Origin of the sequence: Allomuricauda sp. ANG21, assembly GCF_040705235.1 — a bacterium.
Classification (GTDB): domain Bacteria; phylum Bacteroidota; class Bacteroidia; order Flavobacteriales; family Flavobacteriaceae; genus Flagellimonas; species Flagellimonas marina.
On record NZ_JBFCVT010000002.1, the window covers coordinates 297,790 to 315,705 of the forward strand.

A 17,916-nucleotide genomic window follows, 5' to 3' on the forward strand; every position below is an offset into this window, starting at 1 on the left:
AGCTATTTTGTTTTCATATTAACCAAAAACCTTAACTATACATGGGATTTGTAAAAGAATTTAAGGACTTTGCCATGAAAGGAAACCTGGTGGATATCGCCGTAGGTTTCGTCATGGGTGCCGCATTCAATAAAGTGGTATCTTCATTCACTGGAGGAATCGTCTCTCCGCTAATAGGTCTGTTGTTCAAATCAGATTTCAACGATTTGAAATATGTAATAACTGAAGGGACCGTGAACGATGCAGGAGAAACCGTTGGGGAAATTGCCGTACTCTACGGAGAGTTCCTAACCAACGTCATTGATTTTCTAATTGTGGCCTTTGTGATGTTCATGATCGTAAAAGCAGTGAACCGAATGAAGAAAAAAGAGGAGCCTGCTCCAGAACCACCAAAAGGTCCAACTGCGGAAGAATTGCTTGTGGAAATCAGGGATGCCCTTAAAAAATAAGATTTGATTTCCCATTCAACTGGGAAACCGCAACACCACAATAACCATTTAAAAACCATCAATGTGTTTCGCTAACATGTTGATGGTTGTTTTATTTGTAACATTTTGTTATTTTTTGATTATTGGATGGTAAAAAGCTTGTTTAAATGGCTAACAGCCGTACCTTTGTTCCAAGAAAATTAGTAAACAATGAAAGTAGCAGTTGTTGGTGCCACCGGAATGGTAGGCGAGGTCATGTTGAACGTATTGGAAGAACGCAACTTCCCCATTACCGAATTGTTGTTGGTAGCCTCGGAGCGCTCTGTGGGCAAAAAACTTACCTATAAAAATGAAGAACATACCATAATCGGTTTGGAAGATGCCGTTGCGGCCCAACCTGATATTGCCATTTTCTCCGCCGGGGGTGACACCTCATTGGAATGGGCACCAAAATTTGCCGAAGTAGGTACTACCGTCATTGATAACTCCTCCGCTTGGCGTATGGACCCAACCAAAAAATTGGTGGTTCCCGAAATCAATGCCAGTGAGTTGACCACTGAGGACAAAATCATAGCCAACCCCAACTGCTCCACCATTCAATTGGTGATGGCGTTGAACCCCTTGCACAAAAAATATAAAATGAGACGGGTGATCGTTTCTACCTATCAATCCGTTTCTGGGACTGGTGTAAAAGCCGTTCAACAAATGGAGAACGAAGCTTCTGGCGTAGAAGGTGAAATGGCCTATCCGTATCCCATCAATCGAAATGCATTGCCCCATTGCGATGTGTTCTTGGAAAATGGCTATACCAAGGAAGAAATGAAACTGGCACGCGAGCCACAAAAAATATTGGATGACCGAACTTTTTCCGTAACAGCTACTGCAGTTCGTATTCCCACCGCAGGCGGACACTCAGAATCCGTAAATGTGGAATTCCACAACGATTTTGATTTGGCTGAAGTACGAAAATTGCTTAGCGAAACACCAGGTGTCGTGGTTCAGGATAATCCCGAGACCAATACCTACCCCATGCCAATCTATGCCAATGGTAAAGATGAGGTTTTTGTGGGACGTATTCGAAGAGACGAGACCAACGCCAATACCTTAAACATGTGGATTGTGGCGGATAACCTTCGGAAAGGTGCGGCGACTAACGCCGTACAGATTGCGGAGTATTTGGTGGAGAACAATTTGGTAAAGAATTACTCACTTAGCCAGTAGTTGACCAACGGTTATTCATAGCATATACCATCACATGGGGTGGCATTGTTATAATTTTTGGCATCTATGGTGTATGTCCATGTGTCCCCTTTTCTTTGGTAGGCACTAAAATCAAACAAGCTATTTCCAGCAGGCTCATTGTAGAACAATTTATGATTTTCAATCCGTTGATTGTCAAAAATTAGCTCAATGGAGTCTGCTTGAAAAATTTCGTGAATCATCACTCCAGTATCTGTATCCCCATCCCGAAAAATCTCTCCTTTCCCTTGTCTGGAAATCACTTTCTTCCCGCTGGGAAGCCCTTGGCTAAAAAACCGCATTTGGACTTGGAGGTCCAATCCATTAGTAATAATTAAATTAACCGTCCCTATCATTTCTCTCGGCCAACAAGACTGAAGAAACATAAATAGAACTAGAAAGACTGTCTTTTTTGTGTCCATAACTTAATTACACCCATTTTCACATAAGATTGAGGCATCAAGGTTTGCTTGATTTACCCGATAAAGAAATTTACCATCTCCCAACTTTTCATAGTCTTCCTGGTTCAACAAGCACATCGCTGCTGGTTCAAATAAATTATGCCCTTGAGCCCTTTCTCCATTAAAAACTATTAAAATGGAGTCTGCGTTTAATACATCGAATGGGGAAGTGGACGAACCCAAACTTTCTCCTGCTTTTTTGTACGTTCCTCCAGAACTTTTGAGTGAAACTGGGGCAATTTTGGCATTTGGCAATCCATTTCTAAAAAACCGCAAGGTTACAGGCGTATTAAGAGTGTTCTCTATGGTGTATTCTGCTATTGTGGATTGTTCAGGGGTACATCCAACAAACACAAAAAGAAGTAAGGCTATCATTTTTTGGTTTTTCATTTGCTAGCCCTCAATTGCACGGCCCATCACAAGGGTTGGCGTGGTTATAATTTTCTTCGGTAATGGTATACGTAAAATGGTCTCCATTTCTTTCATAGTTGGTAAGCATTGAATTACCCGCAGGGCTGTTGAAGGTATGCCCTTCAACTCTTCCGTTGTTGAAAATAAGGGCTATGGAATCCGCTTCGAAAGCTTCACCTGGATTATTCGTCTCTAACGCATAGGTTTTCAATGTCCGTTCAATGACTATTCCCGAACCGTCCAACTCCGCAGCAAATACAAAATTTGTTTGTCCTTTTAGAGGAAACTCATAAAACCGAAGCTCTACATCATGTTCTGTTTCATTTGCAATCCTATATGAGGCGTAATAGCTCCCAATGTCTGGACATCCGAACAAAAAGAGGACAAGAAAAACAAACCATATTATTTTTCATGAATTCTCAATTACACGGCCCACCACAAGAGATGGCATTGTTATAGTTTTCTTCGTTTATGGTATAGGTAAACTCAACACCATTTCTTTCATAATCTCCTAAATTCATTATCGAACCAGACATCGGTTCAATAAAAACATGCCCCTCGATTCTTTCCATGTTGAAAATAACGGCAACAGAATCTGCTTCATAGACATCTGTTGGCCCGTTAGTGTCAGGAGGATACGTTTTTAAGGTTCGTTCCAAAACCAAACCTTCTCCTTCAATCTCCACTTTAAAGACAAAACTTCTTTCTTGAGTTGCTATGCTTGCTTTGTAAAAACGAAGTTCCGCAGCATGGATAGTCTCGTTAATAATTCTATATTTTCTTGTTGTCGTGCTAGCATCGGTACAACTGAAAATGAAAATCAACGCGATTATGCCCAAAGTAAGAGTTTTCATTTTGTCAAATCATCAATTGCAGGGCCCATCACACGGTGTGGCATTGTTATAATTTTTGGCATCTATAGTATAAGTCCCTGTATTTCCATCATTGTCATACGAATCATTACTAAACAAACTGTGCTCTTTTGGCTCTACTGTATCCAGAAGATGGGTTTCAAAACGTTCATTGTCAAAAATTATGATAATAGAGTCAGCTTGAAGAATTTGATTGATGAGCACAACTGTAGAAGTATCTTCCCCTCTAAAAATTTCTCCTTCCCCTGTTTTGGAAATTTTTTCTTTCCCGCTAGGCAAGCCATTTCTGAAAAATCGCATTTGCACATTGTTTTCTAAGCTATTGTTTATGATAATAATGCCTGTTTCTTCATAATCTATTACTCCACAGGAAAACATCAATACCATAACACCAAAAATTGCGGCTACTATTTTTTTACGTTTCATAATTCATATTTACCAATTTCCAAACAATTCACGAATTTGAGACGACCGCCCAGAAATAGCAATGTTTTTATCCCTACATTCTTCCCATCTAGTCGTTCCAATTAAAGATTTTTCCATATTTCGCCATGTTACTCCTGACACCCTGTCTAAGGGAACACTTATACCATGCTCATTCCTTTGATTAAATGAATCGTACATATCATAAAATGCTGTAGTATAAAACTTAGATTCTGACCCGTTATCAATCTTTCTATCTTGCAAGTTTGTGTCCTGATAGTCATAGCTATTCGGCCCCAAGCGTCTATAGCGCATATTGGTAAGATATATTTCCACACCTGTTGCCCAACTCTCTATAAGTCGTCGGGCACTTTCCCCAGCTGGCCCAGGGTTACTGCTTCCAAAATTATAAAGATAGCCGCGTTCCACCAGATTGTCCCATGAAATGGGATCCACACGCCAATGCGCTGCGTGCGCCAACTCATGAATGGTTCTCCCATAAACCATCTCTGGGGAATCACCATATGCTTTGATCTTAATATGGGGTACTATACCAAATGTCCCATGTCCCAACTGCATTTTTGTGGATGAAGGCCCTTGGTTTTTTTCAACGGCTGCAATCTTAATTTGGGTTTTCCAAAACCCATTCGTGGGTGGCCGGGTCAACCCGCCAATATTATGATAGTAAAAATGCATGGCCGCTTGGAAAATTTGCCCCCTGTACTTCATTCTACCCCCTGTTATCTTAAGGTTCCACGGTTGGTTGTACAGTTTGGGCCCCTTGTCCTCGGCTTGGAAAAACCCAGAATTGTCCCGTATACTAAATTGATGGCGGTCCCACTTGATTACATAGCGCACCTTGGCCCTAACTTCTTTGAACCTAAAATTTCCTTGGGCATCGGCTATGGCACGGTCCAAGGTCCAAGTGTCCCGTATAAGCATATTGGCCCCATCAATGGGTACATAACTCCCCGGCCGGCTCTTGGTCACATTTTTGCAGCTCCTCCTCTGAATTCTTCTAGGACAGTTGGCATAATCTCCACGGTAACATGGGCTAAAATCATAAGTATAGGAGGTTGTACATTGCGTAACCGTATAAGTAGATGTTCCCATATTGTCATCATAGATTTTTACATTGCCCCGGGGTCTCCATTTCCTTCTGAGGTTAATGCCCAGAAAACAGGTTTCGCAGTCACGCTTTTCTTTGCTTGAAGTTGGGCTGGGAAGTAAATCTTTATTGTTGGTGTCTATATAGGCTTGTTCCAAAACATGATTCATAAGGTCCACCTTGTCATCCACAAAACCCCTGCGTGTATTTTTATCCGGTTCTGTATCAGTGTCTAAGTTTCCGTCATTTTCCGGCATGTACATTTCTTGAAGTATGGTGTGGGATATTTCTTTTGGATACTTACTATCAATGGGAATACTTGCATAAAATGACAATCGCTCCCCTTCCTTTAAAGGGTTTTGCCGATGGAAATGCTCACCATTTTCATATTCAAAAGGATAATCCACAAAAACAATGTTTTGATGTTGTTGCAATATATGCTCTTGTTCATCAGTTTTTGGGCTGAACTTGATGTAGAGGTGATTCGGCTTGATATCATAGGCATTGCGATTGACGCTTTTATCTTGTTCATAGGCCTTTCCCGTTTTATAGGTTCCCGTGTTTACACTGTCCAAAACTTTCTGATAGGCTTTTCGGAACGTTTGTATCTCATACGGGTTTTGCAACAGTTTTGGCTTGAAATTTGTCTTTTTCTTCTCTATGGATGCAACAGGAAGGTCAGCCTCAATAAATTCTTCTTCACAGCTTTGTAATGTGTAAAAAATGGCCAGTAGGATAATGTACGGTTTTCTCAACAGTAGTTTTTTCATGTTCATCGATTTGGGTGTTCTAAAGTTTTGGCGCTCTGCCAAAAGATGGAGGTTGATGAATACAGTTTAAAAACCTGTAAGATTTTCTGCGTTAACTCGATTTTAAGGTTAAAGCTTTGGTTTTTTGGGTTTCAATTGACAGAAGAGTATTCTAGGTTGACGTATGGGCGTTTTCAATTGACCAAACAAACTAAACGTCAAGACTTCACTTTTTTGAACCCTGTTTTTAGCCGAAGGCGTAAAAAAAAGTTAACTACAGGAGGGTCTTGTAGGTAAAACCAATATTACTTGTACATTTATCCGAATCAATCTGATAAAAATGAAAACTGCATGCCTGTTGACTGTTGTAGTCTTGTTCGCTGCATGTCAAAATACTCCAAAAAGAGAGCTCATTACCGTGAATTACCCCACTACCCTAAAAGTTGATACTGTAGATACGTATTTTGGAACGGAAGTTCCCGACCCCTACCGTTGGCTGGAAGATGACCGAAGCGCCGAAACCGAAGCTTGGGTCAAGCAACAAAATGCCGTAACCTTTGGTTACTTGGAGAAAATTCCATTCCGAGAAGATTTAAAAAATCGTCTTGAAAAATTGTGGAACTATGAAAAAGTAGGTTCCCCGTTCAAGGAGGGCAATTATACCTATTACTATAAAAACAATGGGTTGCAAAACCAATATGTGGTGTACCGAAAGAAAGAGGGTGGCGAAGAAGAGGTTTTCTTGGACCCAAACACCTTCTCGCAGGACGGGACCACCTCTTTGATGGGTCTAAGTTTTACCAAAGACGGCTCCAAAGCGGGGTATCTAATTTCTGAAGGTGGCAGCGATTGGCGCAAGGCCATTGTTTTAGATGCAGAGACCAAAGAAATTGTTGAGGATACGTTAGTGGACATCAAGTTCAGTGGTATTTCATGGAAAGGCAACGAAGGTTTCTTCTATTCCAGTTATGACAAACCCGAAGGAAGTGAACTTTCGGCCAAAACAGACCAGCATAAATTGTACTACCACAAATTGGGAACGCCGCAATCTCAGGACCAAGTAATTTTTGGTGGAACGGAAGATGAAAAACATCGCTACGTTTGGGGCTCTGTTTCGGAAGATGAAAAATACCTCTTTATCTCTGCATCCGTGTCCACTTCAGGAAACAAATTGTTCCTAATGGATTTAACCCAAGACCACCCAGAGCTTGTCACCATCTTGGATGACACGGACTCCGATACGAATGTCATCGATACCGAAGGGACCAAGCTGTTTTTGGTTACGAACCGAAATGCACCCAACAAAAAAGTCGTGGTGGTCGATGCTACCAATCCAACCCCGGAAAACTGGAAAGACCTTATTCCCGAAACCGAAAATGTGCTCACCGCAGGAACTGGTGGTGGCTATTTCTTTGCCGAATATATGGTGGATGCCATTTCTAAAGTGTTGCAATATGATTATGAAGGGAATTTGGTCCGTGAGGTAAAATTGCCCGGTGTGGGAAGCGCCAATGGTTTCGGTGGAAAAAAGAAAGAAAAGGAATTTTACTTCTCATTCACCAATTATAGCACGCCCGGTTCCTTGTACAAATACAATGTAGAGACGGGTGAATACGAACAATATTGGCAGCCGCAAATCGATTTTAATCCAGAGGATTACGAGTCCAAACAGGTGTTCTACACCTCAAAAGACAGTACTAAGGTTCCCATGATCATTACCTATAAAAAGGGACTGGAACTCAATGGGAAGAACCCTACCATTTTGTATGGGTATGGCGGGTTCAACATCAGTTTAACGCCATCGTTCAGTATTGTGAATGCCGTTTGGATGGAACAAGGCGGCGTGTATGCAGTTCCTAATCTTCGCGGTGGAGGTGAGTATGGAAAAAAATGGCATTTGGCTGGGACAAAACTTCAAAAACAGAATGTTTTTGATGACTTTATCGCAGCGGCGGAATATCTGATTGAAAACAACTACACCTCCAAACAATATTTGGCCATTCGGGGTGGATCCAACGGTGGACTCCTGGTAGGGGCTACCATGACCCAACGCCCAGACTTGATGCAAGTGGCATTGCCTGCGGTGGGTGTTTTGGATATGCTCCGCTACCACACCTTTACCGCTGGCGCAGGTTGGGCGTATGACTATGGAACTTCTGAGGATGACGAAGAAATGTTCAAGTATCTCAAAGGGTATTCCCCAGTCCACAATGTAAAAAAGGGTACGGAGTACCCTGCCACTTTGGTGACCACGGGCGACCACGATGATCGTGTGGTTCCCGCCCATAGTTTTAAGTTTGCCGCAGAGCTTCAGGAAAAACAAGCGGGACCTAACCCCACTTTGATTCGGATTGAGACCAATGCCGGTCATGGTGCAGGTACCCCGGTAAGTAAGACCATCGAGCAATATGCTGATATTTTTGGGTTCACGTTGTACAATATGGAATACGATGCATTGCCCAATCAGGCCGTGCTCAAGGAATTTAAGGATTAAAAATTGTCAGAGGTCACTAAAATTAATTTAAATCGTCATTCTGAACTAGTTTCAGAATCTTTTATATTCATCAACAACACTTTATGAGAACCTGAATCAAGTTCAGGTTGACAAAATTTATATGCTCAAAGTTCATATTCCTTCATTTCAGTATAAATCCCGACCTATTTTAGAGGATATTTCCTTTGAAGTGGCCCCCGGCGAACATGTGGCCCTAATGGGCGAGAGTGGTTCTGGAAAAAGCACCCTCCTTAAAATTATTTATGGGCTTTTGCACGTGGAAGACAGTTCCATTTTTTGGGGTGAAAAACAGGCGTTGGGACCCAACTTCAATTTGGTTCCAGGTGAACCATACATGAAGTATCTCTCCCAAGATTTTGATTTGATGCCTTTTACCACGGTTGAAGAAAACATTGGTCAACATTTATCGGTTTTTGAGCGAGAGACTCATCAAGAACGCATCGATGAACTTTTGGCGCTTATTGAATTGGAAGCGTTTGCCAAAACCAAGGTGAAAAACCTCAGCGGAGGTCAACAACAACGCGTGGCCCTCGCACGGGTCTTGGCACAAAAACCTGAAGTACTTTTGCTGGATGAACCTTTTGGCCACATTGATAATTTTAAACGGGGTTCCCTTCGGAAAAATTTGTTTCTCCATCTCAAAGAAAAGGGAATTACCGTACTCACCGCCAGTCATGATCCAAGTGATGTGCTTCCGTTTGCCCAGCGAACACTTATTCTGGAAAAGGGCAAAGTCATTGCCAATCAGAAAACCAAAAAACTCTACAACAATCCACCCAACCATTATACTGCAAGCTTATTTGGTGAGGTGAGCCAAGTGCCCATTAAATTGTTGAAATCCTACTCCCAACTCGATAGGTCGGTGTTGGTGTATCCACATGAATTTCAGATCTCAAAAAGCTCTGGAATGAAAGTAGAACTGACCCATTCCTTTTTTAAGGGCAGCCATTATTTAAATGTTGGAAACGCAGAGGATGGAACACTTTTGTACTTCAATTCCACAAAAAAGCAGAAGTTGGGCAATACCATTTTCCTTAATGTATCTTTGAAGACCATCAACAGACGGCTTCAAGTTAATGCGAAAGTAAAAGCCCATTAAATCATAGCATGCAAATCTCAAACTATTGATTTTCATGGATAAAATGGATACAGACTTCACCCAATATAAAGGCGACATTGGAATAAAACTTAAAGTATCCGTGTTACTTCAAAAAATTTTATCCCAATATCGCCATGATTGAACAGTCTATTTTACTGTTCCAGTGTACTACAACTACTATACCTTATTGAAAAAGGTTGCCTAGGTCTAAATCTTCAAATTGGTTTGCAGTTTCCGCATCGTCATTTATGTTGGCCCTATTGTCTTCTACTGCAATACCATAACCCAACCCGTTGGATATTATACAATTAGCAATGTAAAGGTTGGCAAGATAATCCCCATCCAGTCCAATACTGGCTACCTTGTTTACGCCCATCATTGCTGTTTTTCCAGCATTTTTAATATTCACATTGCTGAACACATTGTATTCACTGCCAGACTGAAAAAGAATTCCGTTCCAAGAACCCTTAACATCATTTTTGCCTCTAAAAGTAATCTGAGATGTATTATTGCCGACCGCATGCAAATATGCATTGCCAAAAACACCGATCATTGCATTATCTGCCATTTGAAGCACAGTGCCTGGACTCAATTTCAATCCAGATTGCAGGGCAAGGTTCCCACTGACCAGATAGGTGGCACCAAAATGGAGTGCGGGCCACACGGTTTCTGACCCTCCCAATTTTAACAGGATAGACTCAAAAATTTCTACACCATTATGCCCATTTTCCAAATACTCAACTGCATCCGCATGATTCATGATTTCCGCTGCGTTGGCAGATAAGGAAATTGCTGAATTTTTGTTGTTCTTAAACTGAACAAAACCCAAAGAATTTAAGTGGGCATGGTTTTCAAGGAACAAACCATGTCCTCCACTACTTAAAATTTTGGAGTTCGTCAGTTTTAAGGATGCTTTGGTGGAACCTTCCAAGGCAACAGCTGCCTTTTGGGTAAAGCCTTCCATTTCCTCGCTACCTGCCCCAGAGATTTCCACATATTTAAACTCGTTTTTGGGACTGTCAGAAGTTATGGAAATCCCTCTCCAAAAACCACTTTCAGATTCAATCTGCTCCGAAAAGGAGATGGGATAGGTAGCTGTTCCTACAGCCATTAAGGAACCTGTTGGTAGTACATTGATTTCCGCATCTTGGCCCATTACAAACCTAGTACCTTCAGCAATGTACACCTCCGAAGCGATTTCTATGGTGCCTCTTACAAAGTAAGGGATGCTGTTGGTAAACTGACTGGAATCGGTCTGTGGACTTGACCAAAATGAAGTCTCAGTAGAATTTACCCGGTTACCGATAACCTCAACCACATTAATATTGTTGTTTTTGAATTCCTGTAGCCCATCAATCTTGCTTAGTTGGGACGCCGCAATGAGCATTGGTTTATGGTTATTGGAAAATGTATTGCCCACATTCGCGTTCCAAGTGGTTCCCGGTTCAACCAGCAAGCCGTAGCCAGCACTGGCATGTATGGTAGAATTGGACATGGTAAGGATGGAAAAACTTTCATTGTCCAAAGCCACCGAAGCCGGTAAGTCCATACCTCTGCCATTATAACCTCCAGCATATTCCACCCTTGTCCATTGCAAAAGGTTTTGGTCCTTGTTGGAGTTGATAATCAATCCTGTCCAAAAACCCGATGTCTTGGTTTTTCCTGTAAAAACGATGTCTCCGTTAGCTGTGCCATTGGCATTAATGGTTCCAGGATTGTCAATGTACATCCCTTTCCCTGCTTCAAATGCTATGGTTACCGAAGGGTCAATGGTCAACAACGCTCTTACCGAGATATCCTCCGTCACCAAATAGTCAATCTTGGTGTCATCTTCAAAAATATTGACCAAATGGGTGTCTTCAAGAATGTCCGCATCTAAAATCACCGTTTCTTCCCCAGGCTGGGTGTCGCGCTCTTCCACGGAAATGGTAATTTCATCAGTGTCGTGAGAGGTCTCATTGTAAATTTTCAGTTCAACCACATACTCCCCTTCCATATCTGGGGTAAAACTTGGTTTTGCCGTATTCTTGTTTTGGAGTTCCGATTCACTATCGGTCGGCACTTCCTTAAATCGCCATGAAAATTGGAAAGGTTTACCATTGGTATCCTTGGATTTTGAACCATCTAAATTGATGGCCTCTCCAACATACTGAACCCCTTCAATGGTTCCGGCGTCTGCTTCGAGTGAGCTGATGGGTTCAGCAGTTGAATCATCTTGCTCACATCCCAACAAACCATACAGGATCATTGGGAATAATACTATTATTCTTCTCATTGTTTTTTGATTTGATGAATGAATTTTTTAAAAAACCCGCCAAAATTAGAAATGTGTTCCAAAATCCAGCTAGAATTTAAATCGAAGTGCAAAAAAGCCTCATTGAAGTGCTTTGATTTGAATTTGGAGTGTTCTTTTTAGTTCAAATTGAAGGGTTTACCGCTACTTTTTAAATGCAAATATTTTCTAAAATTAAATCGCCATGATTTTATTATCGCCTACCTTTAACTTTAATAAGCACCTATTGTTCAGGGTAAAGAATGTTTCTCTATCGGAACAATGGATTCTTTGCTATTCCATAATTTGGGTTTCGCATAGAATCATTTAACTCTTAGCGATTTAATCATTGTAATGCATTGCAATGTTACATGACCAAGGCCATCATTATCGAAAAGGAACCTTCAACGGCTAAACGTTTGAAGCGATTGATCAGAGAATTGGATTCTTCGATCAAAGTGATTAAAATTCTAGATTCCATCAACAACAGTTTGGCCTATTTTAAGAAAAATGAAGAGCCCGATCTGCTGTTTATGGATGTTCAGCTCAACGATGGGGAAAGCTTTGCCCTATTAGATAATTTACCTTTACAAACCCCTATAATTTTCACCTCACATTGTACTGATCGTGCAGTGGATGCTTTTAAATACAACGGTTTGGGTTATCTAAAAAAGCCAGTTACCAAAGCCGACCTTGGATTTACCATAGAAAAGTTTAAAAAGCAGCGCGGCCTTGATGAAAACATTGATTACCGAAAATTGCAGTCCTACTTTAGCTTTATTTCCTACAACTCTCCTCAACAACAGTACAAGGAACGATTTGTGGTCTGTTCGGGAAAAACCAATCTTGTTGTGCCGTCCACGAATATCGCTTACTTTGAGAAAGACGTACTCATTTATTTGACCACCTACGAGAATATGACCTATACAACCGATTTCCAAACGTTGGAAGAATTAGAAAAAGTAGTGAGTCCTGATCAATTTTTTAGGGCCAACCGACAAATTATCGTTCAGGCCAATGCCATTGAAAGTTTTAGAAACGATTCGTATGGAAAACTCATAGTTAAACTTCATAAACCCATTCCCAAGACCGTTGTAATCGGCAGGGAAAAATCCGTCGTTTTCAAACAATGGCTTCAAGGACATCATTGATTCCCCATTGCTTCATGTATCTTTGAAGACCATCAACAGGCGGCTTCAAGGTGAAAAAGCAACAAGTCCATAGCGAATTACAATTTAAAGCTGTACGAAGCAGCGGTGCCGGTGGGCAGAACGTGAACAAGGTTTCCTCTAAAGTGGAACTGTCTTTTGATGTGCCTGCTTCGGAAGGATTGTCCGATGTAGAAAAAGAACGCCTCCTGCAAAAACTAAGAACCCGACTTACCAATGATGGCGTCTTGATTTTGCAATGCGATGAAGCCCGAAGTCAACACAAAAACAAGGATTTGGTAATCAAGCGGTTTTTTGAGGTGTTGAGAAAAGCCCTTACCGTTCCCAAAAAACGAAAGCCCACAAAACCGACCAAATCTTCTATTGAAAAACGATTGAACACCAAAAAGAAAGCTGCTGAAAAAAAGGCCAACCGTAAGCCGCCGGATGTGGGTTAGTATCAACCCACCGTCAAAACCGAATGGGTGGCTCCATTAAAAACGAAATTCTCACCAGCCTCTTTCCCCACCAACAATTTTGCAATCGGCGATTCCATGGAAATGCAGTAAACGGGTTTTTCTTCCAGTGTAAACGTTCCGCAGGAAACACTGATAAAATAATTGGCCAAACTTGTGGTCACCAGACTCCCCAAACCAATTTTGGTGGACTTTTTTGTAATGTCAATTTTTTTGAGAATCCCTTTCACACGGTCCAATTCTTGAACTTGTTGAGCGAGTTTTTCCTGCTCCAACTGCACCATGGCCCTGCCAGTCTCGTGCTTGTCCCCAGCCGTGTTCTTGGTTTCAGAATCCAGTGATTCCTGTAGGGCGGTATTGGCCTCTTTTAAGCGTTCGGTCCGTACATTGACCTGGTTCCAGCAAAATTGTAGAAGTTCCTCTTTTTTACCCATTTTAATTGTAATACATCACGCAAAAGTAAGTCGAAAAACGGTTTCTTGGTTGGGTACAGAGTGAACTTGTATGCCTCCACCGTGCAATTGCATCACCCGTTTGGAAAGACTGAGTCCAATTCCGGTGCCTTCGCTTTTGGTGGTAAAAAAAGGCACAAAAATTTCATCCATCATTTCTGGGGGAATTCCCGGGCCATTATCTCGAATTTCAATGTATTTTTTACCATTGTTTTCAATGCCGGCCACCATAAGAACCTTACCTTTTTCCACAGCGCTGACGGCTTGCAGCGCATTTTTGCCCAAATTGATAAGCACTTGGGATATCAGTTTTTCATCAACGAACAATTCCAAATCTTCGGGATCGTATTCCACGGAAAACTCTGTTTGTCCATCATGCAATCGGGCGGACATTAAAACCTCCATTTTTCCCAAAAGTTCCTTGGCACTTACAATGGTTTTGTTTGGTTCTGGCACATGTAATAAACTGCGATAGGATTGCACGAAATCCATAAGATCGCCACCTTGCTCCTTAATGACCTCCAATCCTTTCAGTGTATTCTTAATTTGACTTTCCTCCAATTCTTCCAGTGGAACAATTTTTCCATTGTTCCGATAATACTTGATAATGGAATCTGAAATAGAAGCAATCGGGGTAATGGTATTCATAATCTCATGGGTCAACACCCGGATGAGTCGCACCCACGATTCTGTCTCCTTTTCATCCAATTCCTTATGGATATCCTGTACCACCACCAATAAAAGTGATTTTCCATCCAGCATCAGCGGAGTGGATTTTATGGCCAATTGGGTTTGCTCCCGCTCGTTGGAGAGTTGAAACAGCTTTCGCTCAAAAGGTTCAAACGACTCAAAGATTTTATACAGATTTCCATCCACCTGATTGAGTTGTTTAATGTGATTCAACGGGCTGTGGTCCAACAATTTTTCCAATGTGGGGTTGGAAAACAAAATATGACCCTTTTCATTATAGGTCATTATGCCGATACTGGCCTGCTTCAGAATTTCTTGATAGTATTGTTCTCTGATCTGCAGCTGCAGATGTACCTCTTGGATCAGTCCATTCACCCGATTGAGACTTTGGTTGAGCTCTTTAAAGGATTTTATGGAGACCCGTTCTGGAAACCGCAGGGTAAAATCCTCGTTGCGGATGGCATCAAAAAAGTAGGCAATCTTTCGGTTGGTCCTATTGATGAATACAATGAGTGAATACACTTGAGCCACCAAAGCAATCATTGAAAAGAACAAACTCAAATACCATTGGTAGGCCACCGAAAACCCCAATAAAAGGGCTGTTAGCGTAATTAAAAGTACTCTGATGAGAAGCTGAATATAGAAATGTCTGCTGGCCATTACTCGTTCTTTTTCTTCAACTTATTATAGAGGGTCTGTCGAGAAATTCCCAGTTGGTCGGCGGCTGCACTGTAGTTTCCGTCATGTTGGTCCAATGCTCGGGAAATCATTTGCTGCTCCATCTCGTTTAGGGTCTTGGGCTCATCCCCAAAAGACTGCATGGGCTTAGCATGAAGTAGAAAATCTGTAGGTTTTAGCACGTTCCCATCCGAAAGAATTACGGCTCGTTCCATGGTATGTTGCAATTCCCGAATATTGCCGGGCCAAGCATATTCCATCAATTTTTCTTGGGCCACATTGTTGATGCGTAATCCTGGCTTATCATATTTGTGGGCGAACCGTTTCAGGAAGAAATCCGCCAAGACCAAAACATCCTCATCACGCTCCCGTAGCGGTGGCACTTCAATATGAATGGTGTTGATTCTATACAACAAATCCTCGCGGAAGAGTCCATCGGCCACCATTTGTTCCAAGTTGCAGTTGGTGGCGCAAATCAACCGAATATCTACATTGACAGGCTTGTTAGACCCTACACGTACCACCGACCGATTTTGAATGGAAGAAAGTAATTTGGCCTGCATTTGCAGTGATAGATTTCCAATCTCATCCAAAAACAAGGTGCCTTGATGGGCCGCTTCAAATTTACCGGCACGATCTTCCTTGGCATCAGTGAAAGAGCCTTTAACATGACCGAACAATTCACTTTCAAATAGATTTTCGGCAATGGAACCCATATCCACATTGATGAACACCTCATTTTTTCGGGAAGACAATCGGTGCAATTCCCGTGCAATCAACTCCTTTCCTGTACCATTTTCACCTGTGATCAACACATTCACATCGGTCTTGGCCACCTTGGCCACCAAGTTCAACACAGAGGTCAGTGCTTTGGATTGCCCAATAATAAAGTTCTTATCCTCGTTGATGACCTGTTTTAAGTTGCTCTCCTTCTTTTTAAGATTGTGGATTTCTAATTTTGATTTTCGCAGCTCATAGGCAGAACGTACCGTCGTCATTAATCGTTCATTGTTCCAAGGTTTCAGGACAAAATCAGTGGCCCCTTGCTTTAGTGCAGTCACCGCTAAATCCACGGCACCGTAAGCGGTCATCATAATTACTGAGGTATGGGGAGACTTCTTTTTGATCTCATTCAACCAAAACAGTCCTTCATTCCCCGTGTTCACTCCCGCGGAAAAATTCATGTCCAACAGCACAATATCAATATCCTGCATGTTGGGAAAAGAAGTAATCTGATTGGGGTTGAAAAGAGCCTGGACACTTTTGTATTCAAACTGCAACAAAATCTCCAAAGCACTCAACACGCTTTTGTTGTCATCTATGACTAAAACTTTGGCATCTATCATCACTTTTGGCTCAAAAAGGAAGTTAAATCTACAAATTGGACGCATACAACCCTACACTGTGTAAAATAATTTGACATTTTTTGTATAAATATTTTACAGCTTCGTTTTGTCCTCATCATCAAATAAATTATAATTTATTGATTATCAATAGATTATTTTTTTGGCACAAGAATAGCCATTACTTTGGCACAGGAATATACTATGACCCTTAAAACATACCTTTTTAGTACACTATTTTTTATCTCTGCCCTAGCATCTTCGCAAGAGGTCTGGACTTTGGACGAGTGCGTGGCATATGCCGTAAAAAACAACCTCCAAATCAATGACTTTGAGCTGAACACTGCATCGAACAAGGAATCGTATCGCCAATCCGTCCGTAGCCTATTGCCCATAATAAACGGGTTTGCCGACTATAACATAAATTTTGGTAGATCTATAAACCCAGAGGACAACAGTTTTGTGAATACTGAATTCTTCTCCAACAATTACTCCTTGCAATCGTCTTTTGATGTTTTTCAAGGGTTTCAGAAAATAAATAGCATAAAGGCTTCCAAGTTTTTATACAAGGCAACCCAGGAAGAAAGTCTTCAGCAAAAATATTTATTGGCTTTTCGGGTAATGTCCGCTTATTATGATATCCAATTTATTCAAGGACTTATTGATATTGCCAAGGAACAGGTAGAAATATCCCAGACCAATTACGATTTGGTCAAAAAACAAGTAGAACTCGGGGTTATGGCAGGGGCAGATTTATATGAGGCCGAATCGCTGCTCTACGCTGACAGTTTAACATTGACCCAGAATGAGAACCGATTGAAGGCGGCAAAGCTCACCTTGTTGCAAGCCATGAATATTGAGGGCGAAAATGATATCACATTACAGCCTGAACTTATTTCGACAGGTTCTTTTGAGGAGACGGAAAAAATGATTTCGGACTCCATATTTGTAGTGGCAAAAGATTTTATGCCCTCAGTAAAAGCCCAAGATTTTCGTGTAAAAGCTGCCAAAAAACAACTGTCCGCGGCACGGGGGAGCCTCTATCCGTCCATTAGCCTACAGGGTGGTATCGGTACCGGATATTTTGAAACGATCAGGGATTCACTGGGCACCACCATTCCTTATAGAGACCAAATACGTGACAACACATTTAAATTTATTGGAGCTTCCTTAAATGTTCCCGTATTTAATGGATGGGCCAACCGTTCCAGAGTGAAGCAACAGAAAATAGCGCTGGAAAGAGCAAAGAACAACGCCAAAATCACAGAGCAGGAGTTATATCAAATCATTCAACAATTGGTGCAAGAGCACGAAGCTTTGATGGCAGAGACGATACAAACACAAAAGGGAATGGAGTCTCAGGGCCTTGCCTTTGCCATAGCACAAAAACGCTACGAAAAAGGAATGATCAATGCCATTGAGCTCAGGCAGTCGAAAAACTTGTTCGCAACAGCGCAGAATCAAAATTTACAGGCCCAACTTCGATTGCGGGTGAACAACAGCACACTTGATTTTTACAAGGGCCTGCCCATTTTTAATATCAACTAAAGAA

Annotated in this window: 17 protein-coding genes; 7 read left to right on the forward strand and 10 right to left on the reverse strand. The window is 41.5% G+C overall.

Annotated elements, in window-relative coordinates:
- The first annotated feature begins 41 nt into the window (after positions 1-41).
- Entirely contained in the window at positions 42-449 is a 408-nt protein-coding gene (gene mscL / locus AB1A65_RS03715) for a large-conductance mechanosensitive channel protein MscL (protein WP_366585766.1), read from the forward strand.
- Between the two features lie 189 nt (positions 450-638).
- Positions 639-1,649, forward strand: coding sequence for an aspartate-semialdehyde dehydrogenase (locus AB1A65_RS03720; protein WP_366585768.1), 1,011 nt, complete (start codon positions 639-641; stop codon positions 1,647-1,649).
- A gap of 11 nt (positions 1,650-1,660) precedes the next feature.
- Here AB1A65_RS03720 and AB1A65_RS03725 read toward each other — a convergent pair whose 3' ends face one another.
- The 6 genes from AB1A65_RS03725 to AB1A65_RS03750 form a co-directional block, all read right to left on the reverse strand.
- On the reverse strand, positions 1,661-1,969 hold the full coding sequence (locus AB1A65_RS03725; RefSeq protein WP_366585770.1) for a hypothetical protein: 309 nt from the start codon (positions 1,967-1,969) through the stop codon (positions 1,661-1,663).
- 123 nt (positions 1,970-2,092) lie between these two features.
- Complete coding sequence (locus tag AB1A65_RS03730; protein WP_366585772.1) at positions 2,093-2,503, reverse strand: hypothetical protein; 411 nt, start codon at positions 2,501-2,503, stop codon at positions 2,093-2,095.
- A 25-nt stretch (positions 2,504-2,528) separates the two neighbouring features.
- Positions 2,529-2,915: a hypothetical protein gene (locus AB1A65_RS03735; RefSeq protein ID WP_366585774.1), complete on the reverse strand. Its 387-nt coding sequence runs from the start codon at positions 2,913-2,915 to the stop codon at positions 2,529-2,531.
- A gap of 43 nt (positions 2,916-2,958) precedes the next feature.
- Positions 2,959-3,393, reverse strand: coding sequence for a hypothetical protein (locus AB1A65_RS03740; RefSeq protein ID WP_366585776.1), 435 nt, complete (start codon positions 3,391-3,393; stop codon positions 2,959-2,961).
- Positions 3,394-3,405: 12 nt separating this feature from the next.
- Entirely contained in the window at positions 3,406-3,837 is a 432-nt protein-coding gene (locus AB1A65_RS03745; protein ID WP_366585778.1) for a hypothetical protein, read from the reverse strand.
- Positions 3,838-3,846: 9 nt separating this feature from the next.
- Positions 3,847-5,712, reverse strand: a complete 1,866-nt coding sequence (locus tag AB1A65_RS03750; protein WP_366585780.1) for a hypothetical protein — start codon at positions 5,710-5,712, stop codon at positions 3,847-3,849.
- A 319-nt stretch (positions 5,713-6,031) separates the two neighbouring features.
- Between AB1A65_RS03750 and AB1A65_RS03755 the strand changes: the two genes are divergently transcribed.
- Together AB1A65_RS03755 and AB1A65_RS03760 are read left to right on the forward strand one after the other, a co-directional pair.
- A complete protein-coding gene (locus tag AB1A65_RS03755) occupies positions 6,032-8,185 on the forward strand; it encodes a prolyl oligopeptidase family serine peptidase (protein WP_366585782.1) in 2,154 nt (717 codons plus the stop codon).
- A 121-nt stretch (positions 8,186-8,306) separates the two neighbouring features.
- On the forward strand, positions 8,307-9,305 hold the full coding sequence (locus AB1A65_RS03760; RefSeq protein WP_366585784.1) for an ABC transporter ATP-binding protein: 999 nt from the start codon (positions 8,307-8,309) through the stop codon (positions 9,303-9,305).
- A 184-nt stretch (positions 9,306-9,489) separates the two neighbouring features.
- Here the strand turns inward: AB1A65_RS03760 and AB1A65_RS03765 are convergent, their stop codons facing one another.
- Positions 9,490-11,580 (reverse strand): hypothetical protein, encoded by a 2,091-nt coding sequence (locus AB1A65_RS03765; protein ID WP_366585786.1) that lies wholly within the window; start codon positions 11,578-11,580, stop codon positions 9,490-9,492.
- A gap of 368 nt (positions 11,581-11,948) precedes the next feature.
- Here AB1A65_RS03765 and AB1A65_RS03770 point away from each other — a divergent pair, with 368 nt between their 5' ends.
- Together AB1A65_RS03770 and arfB are read left to right on the forward strand one after the other, a co-directional pair.
- Complete coding sequence (locus tag AB1A65_RS03770) at positions 11,949-12,728, forward strand: LytTR family DNA-binding domain-containing protein (protein WP_366585788.1); 780 nt, start codon at positions 11,949-11,951, stop codon at positions 12,726-12,728.
- A gap of 50 nt (positions 12,729-12,778) precedes the next feature.
- Positions 12,779-13,183, forward strand: a complete 405-nt coding sequence (gene arfB / locus AB1A65_RS03775; protein WP_366585790.1) for an alternative ribosome rescue aminoacyl-tRNA hydrolase ArfB — start codon at positions 12,779-12,781, stop codon at positions 13,181-13,183.
- A 2-nt stretch (positions 13,184-13,185) separates the two neighbouring features.
- Here arfB and AB1A65_RS03780 read toward each other — a convergent pair whose 3' ends face one another.
- From AB1A65_RS03780 to AB1A65_RS03790, 3 genes are read right to left on the reverse strand one after another with little or no spacing between them, the layout of a single operon-like run.
- Complete coding sequence (locus AB1A65_RS03780) at positions 13,186-13,635, reverse strand: 3-oxoacyl-ACP synthase (RefSeq protein ID WP_366585792.1); 450 nt, start codon at positions 13,633-13,635, stop codon at positions 13,186-13,188.
- 15 nt (positions 13,636-13,650) lie between these two features.
- A complete protein-coding gene (locus AB1A65_RS03785; RefSeq protein ID WP_366585794.1) occupies positions 13,651-15,003 on the reverse strand; it encodes an ATP-binding protein in 1,353 nt (450 codons plus the stop codon).
- Positions 15,003-16,367: a sigma-54 dependent transcriptional regulator gene (locus AB1A65_RS03790; RefSeq protein ID WP_366585796.1), complete on the reverse strand. Its 1,365-nt coding sequence runs from the start codon at positions 16,365-16,367 to the stop codon at positions 15,003-15,005. Before AB1A65_RS03790 ends, AB1A65_RS03785 begins: the two co-directional genes overlap by 1 nt.
- Before the next feature lie 201 nt (positions 16,368-16,568).
- On the opposite strand from AB1A65_RS03790, the gene AB1A65_RS03795 reads away from it, so the two are divergent.
- The gene (locus tag AB1A65_RS03795; protein WP_366585798.1) at positions 16,569-17,912 is read left to right on the forward strand and encodes a TolC family protein; all 1,344 of its coding nucleotides are present in this window, start codon (positions 16,569-16,571) and stop codon (positions 17,910-17,912) included.
- The last annotated feature ends 4 nt before the right edge of the window (positions 17,913-17,916 follow it).

Bases quoted from the DNA above. Each gene is read 5' to 3' on its own strand.
- AB1A65_RS03795 (WP_366585798.1), top strand. From the start codon at position 16,569: ATGACCCTTAAAACATACCTTTTTAGTACACTATTTTTTATCTCTGCC.
- AB1A65_RS03790 (WP_366585796.1), bottom strand. From the start codon at position 16,367: ATGATAGATGCCAAAGTTTTAGTCATAGATGACAACAAAAGCGTGTTG.
- AB1A65_RS03750 (WP_366585780.1), bottom strand. From the start codon at position 5,712: ATGAAAAAACTACTGTTGAGAAAACCGTACATTATCCTACTGGCCATT.
- AB1A65_RS03785 (WP_366585794.1), bottom strand. From the start codon at position 15,003: ATGGCCAGCAGACATTTCTATATTCAGCTTCTCATCAGAGTACTTTTA.
- AB1A65_RS03780 (WP_366585792.1), bottom strand. From the start codon at position 13,635: ATGGGTAAAAAAGAGGAACTTCTACAATTTTGCTGGAACCAGGTCAAT.
- AB1A65_RS03760 (WP_366585784.1), top strand. From the start codon at position 8,307: ATGCTCAAAGTTCATATTCCTTCATTTCAGTATAAATCCCGACCTATT.
- AB1A65_RS03770 (WP_366585788.1), top strand. From the start codon at position 11,949: ATGACCAAGGCCATCATTATCGAAAAGGAACCTTCAACGGCTAAACGT.
- AB1A65_RS03745 (WP_366585778.1), bottom strand. From the start codon at position 3,837: ATGAAACGTAAAAAAATAGTAGCCGCAATTTTTGGTGTTATGGTATTG.
- AB1A65_RS03725 (WP_366585770.1), bottom strand. From the start codon at position 1,969: ATGCGGTTTTTTAGCCAAGGGCTTCCCAGCGGGAAGAAAGTGATTTCC.
- AB1A65_RS03740 (WP_366585776.1), bottom strand. From the start codon at position 3,393: ATGAAAACTCTTACTTTGGGCATAATCGCGTTGATTTTCATTTTCAGT.
- AB1A65_RS03720 (WP_366585768.1), top strand. From the start codon at position 639: ATGAAAGTAGCAGTTGTTGGTGCCACCGGAATGGTAGGCGAGGTCATG.
- AB1A65_RS03765 (WP_366585786.1), bottom strand. From the start codon at position 11,580: ATGAGAAGAATAATAGTATTATTCCCAATGATCCTGTATGGTTTGTTG.
- AB1A65_RS03755 (WP_366585782.1), top strand. From the start codon at position 6,032: ATGAAAACTGCATGCCTGTTGACTGTTGTAGTCTTGTTCGCTGCATGT.
- mscL (WP_366585766.1), top strand. From the start codon at position 42: ATGGGATTTGTAAAAGAATTTAAGGACTTTGCCATGAAAGGAAACCTG.
- AB1A65_RS03730 (WP_366585772.1), bottom strand. From the start codon at position 2,503: ATGATAGCCTTACTTCTTTTTGTGTTTGTTGGATGTACCCCTGAACAA.